This is a genomic window from Microbacterium sp. ZW3a (assembly GCF_057167165.1).
Genome location: NZ_CM169903.1, coordinates 1,529,760 through 1,543,269, shown reverse-complemented (window position 1 = coordinate 1,543,269; position 13,510 = coordinate 1,529,760). Strand labels below are relative to the sequence as shown.

The 13,510-nt window shown below is 67.9% G+C and carries 11 protein-coding genes; 3 read left to right on the top strand and 8 right to left on the bottom strand.

What is annotated here, in order from left to right:
- Positions 1 to 15: 15 nt before the first annotated feature.
- Both ACU6WY_RS07220 and ppgK read right to left on the bottom strand, forming a co-directional pair.
- A complete protein-coding gene (locus tag ACU6WY_RS07220; RefSeq protein ID WP_483821764.1) occupies positions 16 to 1,134 on the bottom strand; it encodes a fatty acid desaturase family protein in 1,119 nt (372 codons plus the stop codon).
- Positions 1,135 to 1,220: 86 nt separating this feature from the next.
- Complete coding sequence (gene ppgK / locus ACU6WY_RS07215) at positions 1,221 to 2,006, bottom strand: polyphosphate--glucose phosphotransferase (protein WP_483821763.1); 786 nt, start codon at positions 2,004 to 2,006, stop codon at positions 1,221 to 1,223.
- 98 nt (positions 2,007 to 2,104) lie between these two features.
- Between ppgK and ACU6WY_RS07210 the strand changes: the two genes are divergently transcribed.
- The 3 genes from ACU6WY_RS07210 to ACU6WY_RS07200 are packed head-to-tail and all read left to right on the top strand — an operon-like array spanning position 2,105 to position 6,686.
- Positions 2,105 to 2,317: an SPOR domain-containing protein gene (locus ACU6WY_RS07210; RefSeq protein WP_483821762.1), complete on the top strand. Its 213-nt coding sequence runs from the start codon at positions 2,105 to 2,107 to the stop codon at positions 2,315 to 2,317.
- Positions 2,318 to 2,344: 27 nt separating this feature from the next.
- Positions 2,345 to 3,685: a glutamine synthetase family protein gene (locus tag ACU6WY_RS07205; RefSeq protein WP_483821761.1), complete on the top strand. Its 1,341-nt coding sequence runs from the start codon at positions 2,345 to 2,347 to the stop codon at positions 3,683 to 3,685.
- A gap of 10 nt (positions 3,686 to 3,695) precedes the next feature.
- The gene (locus ACU6WY_RS07200) at positions 3,696 to 6,686 is read left to right on the top strand and encodes a bifunctional [glutamine synthetase] adenylyltransferase/[glutamine synthetase]-adenylyl-L-tyrosine phosphorylase (RefSeq protein WP_483821760.1); all 2,991 of its coding nucleotides are present in this window, start codon (positions 3,696 to 3,698) and stop codon (positions 6,684 to 6,686) included.
- A 1-nt stretch (position 6,687) separates the two neighbouring features.
- On the opposite strand, the gene ACU6WY_RS07195 is transcribed toward ACU6WY_RS07200, so the two are convergent.
- From ACU6WY_RS07195 to glnA, 6 genes are all read right to left on the bottom strand, one after another.
- A complete protein-coding gene (locus ACU6WY_RS07195; RefSeq protein WP_483821759.1) occupies positions 6,688 to 8,382 on the bottom strand; it encodes a long-chain-fatty-acid--CoA ligase in 1,695 nt (564 codons plus the stop codon).
- A 129-nt stretch (positions 8,383 to 8,511) separates the two neighbouring features.
- Positions 8,512 to 8,799: a hypothetical protein gene (locus ACU6WY_RS07190; RefSeq protein WP_483821758.1), complete on the bottom strand. Its 288-nt coding sequence runs from the start codon at positions 8,797 to 8,799 to the stop codon at positions 8,512 to 8,514.
- Between the two features lie 112 nt (positions 8,800 to 8,911).
- Positions 8,912 to 9,574 carry a hypothetical protein gene (locus tag ACU6WY_RS07185; protein ID WP_483821757.1) on the bottom strand — a complete coding sequence of 221 codons (663 nt, stop codon included), beginning with the start codon at positions 9,572 to 9,574 and terminating at the stop codon, positions 8,912 to 8,914.
- Complete coding sequence (locus tag ACU6WY_RS07180) at positions 9,571 to 11,535, bottom strand: alpha/beta hydrolase (RefSeq protein WP_483821756.1); 1,965 nt, start codon at positions 11,533 to 11,535, stop codon at positions 9,571 to 9,573. The genes ACU6WY_RS07185 and ACU6WY_RS07180 overlap by 4 nt, the downstream gene beginning before the upstream one ends.
- A complete protein-coding gene (locus tag ACU6WY_RS07175) occupies positions 11,535 to 11,897 on the bottom strand; it encodes a DUF6507 family protein (RefSeq protein ID WP_483821755.1) in 363 nt (120 codons plus the stop codon). Before ACU6WY_RS07175 ends, ACU6WY_RS07180 begins: the two co-directional genes overlap by 1 nt.
- 159 nt (positions 11,898 to 12,056) lie before the next feature.
- Positions 12,057 to 13,481: a type I glutamate--ammonia ligase gene (gene glnA, locus ACU6WY_RS07170; protein ID WP_483821754.1), complete on the bottom strand. Its 1,425-nt coding sequence runs from the start codon at positions 13,479 to 13,481 to the stop codon at positions 12,057 to 12,059.
- Positions 13,482 to 13,510 lie beyond the last annotated feature (29 nt).

The window sequence follows — 13,510 nt, the reverse complement described above, 5'->3', positions numbered from 1 at the left end:
AGCCCGCCGCCCTCGTCAGGCCGGAGCCACCTGCCCCCGCGCCGCGCCGAGCGGAGGCCGGTTCCGCTGCTCGACCAGGGGGCAGCTGAACACGTCGCGTTCGCCGAGTCCGACGCGGTTGATGTACCGCACGATGATCGCGTACGAGGTGAAAAGCCCCGTCGCGGTGTACGGCACCCCGCGGTCGCGGCAGTACGCCGCGACGATCGGCGCCGCCTTCCGCAGGTGGGGACGGGGCATGTTGGGGAACAGGTGGTGCTCGATCTGGTAGTTCAACCCGCCCATGGCGACATCGAGCATCCGCGTGCCGACGACGTTTCGGCTCATCATCACCTGGCGACGCAGGAAGTCGATGCGCAGATCGTCGGGAACGATCGGCATTCCCTTATGGTTCGGTGCGAAAGACGCACCCATGCAGAACCCGAACACCCCGAGCTGCACGGCGAGGAACGCGAACGCGAGCCCGGGCGAGAGCACGAGGAAGACGAGCACCGGGAAACCCACGAGCCGGATCGTGAGGAAGGCGATCTCGACCCACCGGTGGGCGAGCCGCCCGGGAGTCATGACTTCTCTGACCCCCGACGCGTGCAGGGCGACACCCTCCAAGAGGAGGATCGGGAAGAAGAACAGCCCCTGGTGTGCGCGCACCCACGCCAGAACCGGGTTCCGCGGGGGAGCGCTGTTCGGGGCGACCGCGATGACCGGAAGCTCGATGTCGGGATCGGCGCCGATCTTGTTGGGGTTGGCGTGGTGTCGGGTGTGCTTGTGCTGCCACCAGCCGTAGCTCATACCGACGAAGAGGTCGCCGAGGACCAGACTGACGCCGTCATTCCATTTCCCGGAGAGGAAGATCTGCCGGTGTGCGGCGTCGTGCCCGAGAAAGGCGATCTGCGTGAAGATCACCGCGAGGACGGCCGCCGTCACCAACTGCCACCAGGTCTCACCGATCAGCACGAAAGCCCCGAGACCCGCCAAGAGGAGCGCGGGCAGCCCGATGATCTTGGCCCAGTAATAGCCGTAGCGTCGGCGCAAAAGGCCGCGTTCCCGGATGATCCGGGCGAGTTCGGTGAAGTCGCTTCCGGAGTTTGCCGCGCGGGCGCCGGAACGAGGCGTCGTGGTTCGGATTCCGCTCATGGGCACACCACACGCCTCGGGAACGACAAGCGCAGGATGGTTGACACGAAGCGCACCCCGGGCGACTATGCCGCCCGGGCGAGCGCCTACTTCACGGCGGGAAGCGCCTCGGGTACCTCCACGGCCAACGACGCCGCGCCGATGATGCCCGCATTGTTCCGGTGCGTTGCCGGCACGATCGGGGTACGCAGCTTCAGCATCGGAAGGAATTCAGCGGAGTGCTTCGACACGCCGCCGCCCACGACGATGAGGTCGGGGCTGAAGAGGAACTCGACGTACTCGTAATACCACTGCAGCCGCGCGGCCCAGTCTTCCCACGACAGGTCTTCGCGCTCCATCGCGGAGTACGCGGCGAAGTACTCGGCATCCTTCTTGTGGCCGGCGCGCTGCAGGTGACCGAGCTCGCTGTTCGGCACCAGCACACCGTCGTAGATCATCGCCGACCCGATCCCGGTCCCGAGCGTCGTCAGGATCACGAGGCCGTCCACGCCCTTCGCCGCGCCGTAGCGGACCTCGGCGATTCCGGCGACATCGGCATCGTTGGCGAAATGGATGCCACGCGACAGGCCGTCTTCGAAGAACTTCTCGGCTTCGAACCCGATCCACGACGACGACACGTTCGCCGCCGACAGCGTGCGACCGCCCTTGACGATCGCGGGGAAGGCGACGCCGAGCGGCAGCTCTTCCGGCGCCTCGAGCGTCTCGAGCACCTGCCGTACCGCGGCCAGCACGTCGGCCGGCTCCGCTCCCTTGGGGGTGGACACCTTGACCCGATCGCTGATCAACTCCCCGGCATCCAGGTCGACGATCCCCGCCTTGATCCCCGTTCCGCCGATGTCTACTCCGACCGCGCGCGACGCATTCGTTGCCATACCCCCAGCCTATCCAGGCGCGGGGCCGGGATCAGTAGGATCGGGAGTGCACCCGGCCGCCCGTCCGCCGAAGAGCCAGACCCACGCAAGGAGCCATCGTGAGCGACGAGAGTCACAAGTACTGGTACAACCTCGAGACCGGGCAGGTCGAGCAGGGGTACGCGTCGCCGGCGATCGACCGCGCGGGCCCGTTCGACACCGCGGAAGAAGCAGCGCGAGCCCCGCAGCTCCTCAAGGAGCGCGCGCAGAAGTGGGCCGAAGACGAGGCACGCGAGTCCGACTGGGGCTCCGGCTCCGAGTCGAGCCGCTGAGTCACCCGGACCGAGACGAGGAGAACGATGGACAAGCAGCGCGATTTCGTCTTGCGGACGATCGAAGAACGGGGCGTGAAGTTCGTCCGCCTGTGGTTCACCGATGTGGTGGGAACCCTGAAGTCGGTGGCGATCGCCCCCGCTGAGGTCGAGGGAGCCTTCACCGAGGGTCTCGGGTTCGACGGATCGGCCATCGAAGGCCTGACTCGCTCGTACGAGTCCGACCTGCTCGCCCACCCCGACCCCACGACGTTCCAGACGCTGCCGTGGCGCGGAGAGATCGACCCGACGGCGCGCATGTTCTGCGACATCACCACGCCCGATGGCCAGCCCGCGGTCGCCGACCCCCGCCACGTGCTCAAGCGCACGCTCGCCAAGGCCGCCGACGCCGGGTTCACGTTCTACACGCACCCCGAAATCGAGTTCTACCTGCTGAAGTCGTCGCAGCTCGGGCCCGACGGACGCCCCGAGCCCGTGGACTCGGCCGGCTACTTCGACAACGTTCCCGGCGGCACGGCGCACGACTTCCGCCGCCGCTCGGTGCGCATGCTCGAAGACCTCGGCATCTCGGTCGAGTTCAGCCACCACGAGGGCGGACCGGGCCAGAACGAGATCGATCTGCGGTACGCCGACGCACTCACCACCGCCGACAACATCATGACCTTCCGCACGGTCGTGAAAGAGGTCGCGATCGAGCAGGGCGTGTACGCCACCTTCATGCCCAAGCCCATGAGCGGCCAGCCCGGAAGCGGCATGCACACGCACATGTCCCTGTTCGAGGGCGACATGAACGCGTTCTACGAAGAGGGCGGCCAGTACCAGCTCTCGAAGGTCGGCCGTAACTTCATCGCCGGGCTCCTGCGTCACGCGAACGAGATCTCGGCCGTGACGAACCAGTTCGTCAACTCGTACAAGCGCCTGTGGGGCGGCGACGAAGCCCCCAGCTTCATCTGCTGGGGCCACAACAACCGCTCCGCCCTCGTGCGCGTGCCGCTCTACAAGCCCAACAAGGGCCAGTCGACCCGCGTCGAGTACCGCGCGCTCGACTCGGCGGCTAACCCGTACCTCTCGTACGCGCTCATGCTCGCTGCCGGACTCAAGGGCATCGAAGAGGGCTACGAGCTCCCGCCCGAGGCCGAAGACAACGTGTGGTCGCTCAGCGACGCCGAGCGCCGCGCCCTCGGGTACGCGCCGCTGCCGGCGAGCCTCGACCAGGCGCTGGAGTACATGGAAGAGTCCGAGCTCGTCGCCGAAACGCTGGGGGAGCAGGTGTTCAAGTACGTGCTCCTGAACAAGCGCCGCGAGTGGCAGCAGTACCGCGCGCAGGTCACACCGTTCGAGCTGCAGAGCAACCTCGAGGCGCTCTGACCCTGCCGTGGTGACCTCGGGCGATCGATCGACGGCGCTCACCGCCCTCGCCCGCATCGGCTTCTCGCATCTCGCAGAAGCCGATGCGGCGCTGGGCGAGCTCGAGCAGCTGACGGGAACGGACCGGGCGGATGCCATGGCGCTGGCGCAGCGCGTGGCAGACCCCGATCGTGCTCTCGCGGCGATCGTGCAGATCGCCCGACGCGACGCCGCCTGCGTGCGCCGCGCGGCGGCCGATGCCGGTGCATGGCGGGCGCTGTGGGACATCGTGGGCGCCTCGGACGGCTTCGCGGAGTTCTACCTCCGCCATCCCGACGAGCTCGTCTACCTGGCTGGCGCGGGTCTGACCGTGCCCGACGAGCAGAGCATGCGCGGTGAGCTCCTGGCATCCGTCGGTGACGATGATGGCTTCGCCACAGACGGCACGGATGCCGCGTGGGTGGCGCTGCGCGTGCGATACCGCCGCCTGCTCGCACGGATCGCCGCCTACGACCTGGGGCAAGACGACCCGGCGTCGGCGATCGACGTCGTCTCGACCGCTCTCGCCGACCTCGCCGGCGCGGCGCTCGAAGCCTCGCTCAGCGTGGCCCGCACGCGGCTGTCCGGCACGGGACCCGCGGCGTTCCCGCGCGCGCAGGTCGCGGCCACCCGGCTCGCGATCATCGCGATGGGAAAGGCCGGCGCGCGCGAGCTGAACTACGTCAGTGACGTCGACGTGATCTTCGTCGGCGGCACGGCCGACGAAGAGACCGTGTCGGAGGCGCGCGCCATCGACATCGGTACGCGCCTGGCGGTGCAGACCATGCGCGGAATTTCGGGGCCCGAGATCGAGCCACCGCTCTGGGAGGTCGATCCGAACCTCCGCCCCGAGGGGAAGCAGGGGGCGCTCGTCCGCAGTCTCAGTGCGCACCAGCAGTACTACGACCGCTGGGCGAAGAGCTGGGAGTTCCAGGCTCTGCTGAAGGCCCGCGCGATCGCGGGTGACAGCGGTCTCGGTGCCGAGTACATCGCCGCGGTGCAACCGCTCGTGTGGCTCAGCGCGACGCGCGAGAACTTCGTCGAGGGCGTGCAGCGGATGCGGGAGCGCGTCACCGAGCACATCCCCGCCGCCGAAGTGAACCGACAGCTCAAGCTCGGTCCCGGCGGGATCCGCGACGTGGAGTTCACCGTGCAGCTCCTCCAGCTCGTGCACGGTCTCACCGACGACCGCATCCGGCAACGCGGCACGCTCGAGGCGCTCGACGCGCTCGTCGCCGAGGGGTACATCGGCCGGACGGAGGCCGAAACGTTCGGCCGCGACTACCGCCTCCTTCGCCTGCTCGAACACCGCCTGCAACTCCGGGGCCTGCGGCGCACCGCCCTCCTGCCCGAGAAGAGCGACGATCTGCGCGTGCTCGCGCGAGCCACGCGTCTGTCGGACTCCGCCGCCGGGGTGCAGGCGGCGTGGGAGAGCATCAAGCGCGAGGTGCGTGACATCCACGTGCGCCTGTTCTACCGCCCCTTGCTCTCGGCCGTCGCCGCTCTGCCCGAAGGAGAACGCACACTCTCCACCGAGCAGGCCCGCGACCGCCTCGCGGCCATCGGCTTCCGCGACGCCGCGGGCGCGCTCCGCCACATCGCGGCGCTCACCAGCGGCCTCAGCCGCAAGGCGAGCATTCAGCGGCATCTGATGCCGGTCATGATCCGGTGGTTCGCCGACGGCGTCGACCCCGACTACGGCCTGCTCGTCTTCCGCCGCATCAGCGAGCGGCTCGGCAACACCCCGTGGTTCCTGCGCATGCTCCGCGACTCCGCCGGAGCCGCCGAGAGCCTCACCCGCGTGCTCTCGGGCTCCCGATACATCGGCGAGCTCATGGAGTGGATCCCCGAGTCGGTGGCCTGGCTCGACGATGACGCGCTGCTGCGCCCCCGCTCGGGTGCCGCCCTGCAAGAAGAGGCGCGCGCGATCCAGACCCGGTGGGACAACATCGACGATGCCATGCGCTCGGTGCGGTCGCTCCGTCGGCGCGAAATGCTACGCGTGGCGATGGCGGCCGTGCTCGAGGTGGTCTCTATCGAGGAGCTCTCCGACGCGCTCACCACGATCACCGAGGTCACGATCCAGGCCACGCTCCGGGCGGTTCGGCGCGAAGTCGTCCCCCCGGAAGACAACGCGCTCGACTTCTCGGTCATCGCGATGGGACGCTTCGGCGGCCGCGAAATCGGCTTCGGGTCGGATGCCGACGTCATGTACGTCTACCGCGCGAACGGCATCGACCCGCAGCGGGCGAGCAGCCTCGCGCTGAAGCTCGTCGCGGGGCTCCGGGAACACTCCGAGGACCACCGGCTTCCTCTCGACCTCGACGCGGAACTCCGACCCGAAGGGCGCAGCGGACCGCTCGCGCGGTCGCTCGACGCCTACGCCGAGTACTACCGCCGCTGGTCCCTGTCGTGGGAGGCTCAGGCACTGCTCCGCGCGCGCGGGGTCGCGGGCAGCGTGAAACTCATCAACGATTTCATGGCCCTCGCCGATGACGTCCGCTACCCCGAGAAGGCCGACCCGAACGGGCTCCGCGAGATCCGCCGGATCAAGGCGCGCGTCGAGAACGAGCGCCTGCCCCAGGGCGCCGACCCCGCCCGTCACCTCAAGCTCGGACCGGGCTCCCTCAGCGACGTCGAGTGGCTGGTACAGATCCTCCAGCTCCAGCACGCGCGCGCCGTGCCCGCGATGCGAACGACCTCCACCCTCGGCGCACTGGCCGCCGCGGTGGATGCCGGACTCGTTTCGCCGGACGCGGGCGACAAGCTCGCGGCCGCCTGGCACCTCTCCAGTCGCCTGCGATCGGCCAACACGCTGCTCTCGGGGCAGACGAGCAACGTGCTTCCCACCGACAGAACCCGCTTGGACGGAATCGGCCGGATCTTGGAGTACCCGCCGCGGTCCGCCACTCTGGTCGAAGAGGACTACTTCGCCGCGACCCGCCGCGCCCGGCGGGTGTTCGACAAGCTCTTCTACGGCTGAGTCACGACTTCATCAGGCGCTCGCGCACCTCACGACGCAGCACCTTTCCGATGAGAGATCGCGGCAGGTCGTCGACCACGACGACGCGCCGTGGCACCTTGTAGGCCGCGAGCCGCGTCTTGCAGAAGTCACGGACGGACTCCGGCTCCAGCTCGACACCTTCGCGCACCACGATCGCCGCGACGACGTCTTCGCCCCCGCGCGGCTTCGTCATCGCGACGACGGCCGCCCCCTCGATGTCGGGATGCGACACCAGGACGTCTTCCACCTCGCTCGGCGAGACGTTGAACCCCCCGGTGATGATGATCTCTTTCAGCCGATCCACGATCGTCACGAACCCGTCGGACGACACCGAGGCGATGTCCCCGGTGCGCAACCAGCCGCCGTCGATCAGCGTGGCGGCGCTGTCGGCGGGGCGATTCCAATACCCCTCGAACACCTGCGGGCCGCGCAGCAGCAACTCGCCGGTCTCGCCGAGCGGCAGGTCGGTCTCGGGATCTTCGGGGTCGACGACGCGGATGTCGGTGCTCGGGAACGGCACGCCGACCGTGCCCGGGCGCCGCGAGGGCCCGATCGGGTTTCCGACGGCGACGGGGGAGGACTCCGTCATGCCGTACCCCTCGACGAGCAAACCGCCGGTCGCGGCCTCCCACCGGTCGACGGTCGAGACCGGCAGGCTCATCGCTCCCGAGATCGCGAAGCGCACGGTCGACAGATCGAGCGTGCCGCGCGAGGCCGCCCGCGCGAGCTGGTCGTAGATCGGCGGCACGGCGGGGAGGAAGGTCGGCGGACTCTTCTTCACCGCGGATGCCACCAGGTCGAGGTCGTACTTGGGGAACAGCACGAGCTTCGCCCCGATGCTCATCGCGAACGTCAGGCAGAGGGTGAGACCGTACGCGTGGAAGAGCGGCAGAACGCCGTAGAACGTTTCTTCACCGTCACGGAGTCCGGGAACCCACGCGCGGCCCTGCATCGCATTCGCACGGAGATTGGAGTGGGTGAGGATGGCACCCTTGGGGTTCCCCGTGGTTCCGCTGGTGTACTGCAGCAGAGCGATGTCGTCGAGCTCAGGGCCATCGTGCTTGCGCGAGAGCACGCCGTGAGTCAGGAGCTTCTCCCACACGAGGGGCCGCTTCGAGCGGGGAGCGGCGGTCAACTGGGCGCGCGCCGTGCGTGCCTTCGCCACCGGCAGACGCAGGGCCAAACGCGTCTTCCACGGCATCGCCCGCGTGATGTCGACGCTGACGATGTGCTCGAGGGCCAGGTCGGAGGGGAAGTCGGCCACGAGATCCGCGATCTTGTCCCACACGATGGCGAAGCGGGCGCCGTGGTCCTCGAACTGGTGGCGCAGCTCGCGGGCCGTGTAGAGCGGATTGTGTTCGATGACGATCGCGCCCAAGCGCAGGGCTGCGTAGAAGGCGATGACGTGCTGCGGGCAGTTCGGCAGCACGAGTGCCACGCGGTCGCCCGCGGTCACTCCGAGACGGCGGAGCCCCTCGGCCGCCCGCGTGATCTGGTCGCCGAGCTCGCGGTACGTCGTCTGCGCTCCGAAGAACTCCAGGGCCGTGTTCTTGCCATACCGGCGGACGGATTCGGCGATCATCTCGGAAAGCGTCTGCGACGGCTCGTCGATCTCGTGCGGCACGCCTTCGGCGTACGAGCTCAACCACGGACGCGACGCGTAGGGGGAGGTCATAGCATCCATCATTCCGTGCCCCGGCGACCTGCCGGGGACGCGCCGCCTGTGCGGATGCCGGGAGAGTGCGGATGCCGGGCCTCGCACGCACCGGGGGAGTCGCGCGCGAGTCCGCCAGCGGCTCCGCGTTCAGTCGGTGTAACCGATGTCGAGAACGTCGGAGGTGTACGGAGCTGCACTGTCACCGTCATCGCGGGCGTCGAATTCGACGGTTCCGAGAGTGATCGTCATCTGCGTGTGGTTCGTGAAGAACACGGTGACGAGGCGATTGCCCACGACGGTGAGGTCGACGAACCCGCCGCCCGCACGAACCACCTCGACGATCCTCCGCTTCAGCTCGCTGACGCTCTCTCCCTGCGCGAGAGCGAGGACGTCGCCATTGATGGCGAGCGCGGGGCGTTCCATGGTGGGGGGCATGTCGGTGACGGTACGTCCGGTCGTCCTCGATCCGGCTGGGGGTTGCGGAGACGCCGAAGGCGGGATCGGCACGACACGCGCGACGCGGTAGGCCAAGCCGCGCCACTCAGGCTCAGCCTTCCACGAAGGGCTCGAACAGGGGAGTGGCATCCGGACTCTCCAGATCCGGGATGCCGTCGTCGTTCGGCACCGCGCTAAGCGGGCCGCGCAGCTGGTCGAGGAGCGCGCGCGCATCTCCGGGTTCGCACGTGGAGGTCGCCCGGAGTTCCAGCACATCGACAGTGCCCTCCGCCGGATCCGCCGGGATCATGTCCACATCCAGACGCGACACCTTCGCCTCCGGCTTGCCGGCCATGATCACGATGTTGTCGATGCCTCCGCCGTACGTCGGCGTCGGGGCGAGCTGCCACCCGTTCTCTGACATCCAGGTACGAAGCTGTTCCATCCTCTGCGGGCCCTGACCGTCGAACGAGAAGCCTTCGGGGAGCTTGCGTCGCAGGAAGAACTGGTAGCCGCCCTCGCACTGATCGGGAACATCGCCATACTCTCCGACACGCCAGTCCCCGTCGAAGATCTGCCTTTGTACGTCTGCGACCGCCGCCTTGAATTCGAGGTTCGCTGCTTTGGCATCGTCGAAGCCCACGGTGCTGCTGGGCGTCGCGCTCGGCGTCTCGTTCGGGGACATCTGCGGACCTCCACATCCGGTCAGAACGGTCGCGGTGACGACAGCGCTCGCGACGAGTACGGGGAGGGTTCCCCACCTGCGTTGGGTCATCGGCTCGCTCCTGTCGTGTCGAGTGCCTCGCGCAAGCCAACCACGAAGTGCTTGAACGACTCGGCGGACGGGTCGAGATACCCCGTCTGTTCGGTGGGCTCGTAGAGCGGGATGGGCGACCCATCCCAGCCCTCGTCCCATCCGACGAACTCGTCCTTCGTGCTGTTGTGGGCGTCGTGGCTGTCGGTAGATTCGCCGTACTCGCCCCGAGGCGATCCGTAGTCGGCGACGACACCGCCGTTCGACCCGAACAACTGAACCCCCGGCACGTCCCGCGGGTCTTCCGCGTGGAGGCTGCCGAGCCAGTCCTTGCGTCCCCACGCGGCGATGCTGTCGTCATCGGCGTGGGTGGCCGACACCGTCGTCTCGCCGGAGCGGATCTGCTCCGCGAGTTCGTCGCCCGTCTGCGCGGTGATACCCGCCGAACCGAAGAACCAGACATGCGAGACCAGTCCGGGATTGTCGGCGACGGCCTGACCGGTCATCGTCGTGCCGAGCGAGTGCGCGCCCGTGTTGAGCTGCGCGCCCGGGTTCACCGCGTGCAGGCCTCGGAGCGTCTCGGACAGACGCGCGGCTCCTGCATCGGGCCGATCGATCCCGCCGACGCTGGGGGCGCCGCCGGAATCCCAGTCCATGACCAGCACGACAGCCGTGGTGCTGCGCTGACCGGTTCGCTCCATCTCACTCGACAGCGCCGACTGCAGGTCCGCACTGCCGCGCGCCCACTCCGGCAGCGAACCGAGATCCGTCCGGATGCCATGCGTCAGGGTCGTCACCTGATCGGCGGTGTCGACGTCCCCGAACGCGATATTGGCGCGCGGAGACCCCTCGGTGTCGATGAAGAAGTTCAACAACGTCGGCAGGGGACCGTCATCCGAACGCTTCTCCACCACCGACCGCAGTTGCTCGAGCTTGCTCCGGGTCTCGTCGTCGAGGTCGTCCCGCGCCAGAGCGTCTGCGAGACCCGCGCGGTTGAAGATGCCGCGTTGATCGGCGGGGATGCCGTTGAGGTTCCCGACGACGAGCGGAGCCAAGGCGAGCAGCTGCCCCAGCGAACCGCTGTTCCATTCGCCGTTCGGCGACGCGGCGGAGGCGGCCGCGAGATCGGTGAACAGGTCGCCGGCGCGCTCCGGTTCGACGAAGGCGACGGACTGCACGAAGTCCGGGTGGGCGTCGAGCCACCGCCGCGCGTCGCCCGTATCGGCCGTCGAGAGCCAGTCGATGCGACGTTCGGCCGCTCGCCCGAGGTCGTACGTCAACTGCTCGGAAAGCGACCGACTGACCGCGGCAGCCGACGGTGCGCCCGGGTACGCGGACTCCGAGAACCCCCAGAACAGCTGCGCCACCCGCACGGGCTCTCCACCGGCGCCGATCACCTCCGTTCCGCCCGAGACGTTCCGTAGGCGCGATGCGAGGCGGTCCTCGGCATCCTCCACGTCACGTCGGAAGCGGTCGATATCCGAGCGAAGGGTGTCCCGTGCGCTCTCGGCGGAGTTCAGCATCGTGGAAGCGTTCAGACGTGCGAGCGACGCGTCCGCCGCGACCGAGGGCTCCACGTCCGAGCCTCGGGTCGAGCGGTACGTCGCGTTCGCCAGAACCGACGCGTCCGCAGCGGAGTCGTAGGCAGCGACGACGGAGGGGATTCGGGATGCCAGCTCCTCGCGGCGCTGGGTCAGGTCAGGGAACTCCGACGACCCGGCATCCCACAGCGCGTTACGCGCCTCGATCAGCGCCTGAGAGAAACTCTGCGCATCCGAAGCGGGGCGGTCGAGCATGCGCGGCACCGCTTCCGCCCCCGTGACATGGAAGACCTCGGTGTCGCCCAGGACACCCCAGCGGTTCTGCACGTCGGCCATCGACGTCTGCGTCGCATTCGCGACGGAGACGAGACGCTCGCCGAGACCCGTCAGCACAGCGCAGTCGACCACTCGGGGAAGATCGTCGACGCTCGGGGCGCTCATCAGTACCCCTGCGCGTAGGACACCGACGAATCGATGCCCCACTCGTCGAGGGCCCGCGACTCGGCCTCCGCCGTCGACACGGACATATCGACGTCTCCAGCGACGACGGCGTTCGTCGCCTCGCTCACGGCCGACGCGGCAGCGGCCACGACGTGGGCAAGCGTCCCGGGCACGTATCGGCGCTCATCGAGGAGGTCGCTCCAAGCGCTCGCGAGGGTGCGTCGGCCATCGGTCACGAGGCTCTGCCCCTCCAGAGCCAGATTCTCCATGTCAATGATCGCCTGCGCGATGCCCGCGCCGGCGTCATCCACCCCGGCCAGAACACCGATCACACGGTCGGGATCGACACGATAATCGCTCACGATGGCCCCTTTCATCGTCGACGACCATCGTGTCAGAGCCTCCGACCGTTGTCCGGGTACTCCACAACGAGCGTCACATCGTCTATGTTGCGCCGCGAAACGACGAAGCCCGCCCCCGCGAAACGGCGGGGACGGGCTTCGTCGTGAATGATCGGGCGATCAGACCCCGAAGTACAGCTCGTACTCGAAGGGGTGCGGGCGCTGAGCGATCGGCTGGATCTCGTTCTCGATCTTGTACTCGATCCAGGTGTCGATGAGCTCCTGCGTGAAGACGCCACCGGCGAGCAGGAACTCGTGGTCGGCGCGCAGAGCCTCGAGCGAGTCGAGCAGCGAGTTCGGAACCTGCGGGATGTTTTTGGCCTCTTCGGCGGGGAGCTCGTAGAGGTCCTTGTCGACGGGCTCGTGCGGCTCGATGCGGTTCTTGATGCCGTCGATGCCGGCCATCAGCTGCGCCGCGAACGCGAGGTACGGGTTGCCCGAGGCGTCGGGCGCGCGGAACTCGATGCGCTTGGCCTTGGGGTTCGTGCCCGTGATCGGGATACGAATGGCCGCGGAGCGGTTACCGGCCGAGTACACCAGGTTGACCGGCGCCTCGAAGCCCTTCACCAGACGGTGGTAGCTGTTGAGGGTCGGGTTCGTGAAGGCGAGGACGGCGGGGGCGTGAGCCAGGATGCCACCGATGTACCAGCGCGCGATGTCGGAGAGCCCGCCGTAGCCGGCCTCGTCGTAGAACAGCGGCTTGCCGTCGTTCCACAGCGACTGGTGCGTGTGCATGCCCGAACCGTTGTCGCCGAAGAGGGGCTTCGGCATGAAGGTCGCGACCTTGCCCCACTCGTTCGCCGTGTTCTTGACGATGTACTTGAACTTCAGGATGTCGTCGGCCGCGTGCACCATCGTGTCGAAGCGGTAGTTGATCTCGGCCTGACCGCCAGTGCCTACCTCGTGGTGCGCGCGCTCCAGGATGAGACCGGCGTCGATCAGCTTGAGGCTGATGTCGTCGCGCAAGTCGGCCTGCTTGTCGACGGGCGAGACGGGGAAGTAGCCACCCTTGTAGGGCGTCTTGTTGGCGAGGTTTCCACCCTCTTCTTCGCGGCCCGTGTTCCAGGCGCCTTCCTCGGAGTCGACCGAGTAGAAGCTCGAGTTCTGCTTCACCTCGTAGCGGACGTCGTCGAAGATGTAGAACTCCGCCTCGGGGGCGAAGAACGCGGTGTCGGCGATGCCGGTCGAGGCGAGGTACTTCTCGGCCTTCTTCGCGACCTGACGCGGGTCCTTCGAGTAGATCTCACCGTTGCGCGGGTTGTAGATGTCGAAGACCATGATGAGCGTCTTCGCCTCGCGGAACGGGTCGAGGTACGCGGTGGTCACGTCGGGGATGAGCTGCATGTCCGACTCGTGGATGTTCGCGAACCCGCGGATCGACGAGCCATCGAACAGCTGTCCGACGGTGAAGAACTCCTCGTCGACAGTCGAGGCGGGGATGTTGAAGTGCTGCTGCACACCAGGAAGGTCCGTGAAACGGATGTCGAGGAACTTGACGTCCTCGTCCTGGATGAACTTGAGCACCTCGGACGAATCTTTGAACATGAAGACTCCAGAGGTAGAACATTCGGGAT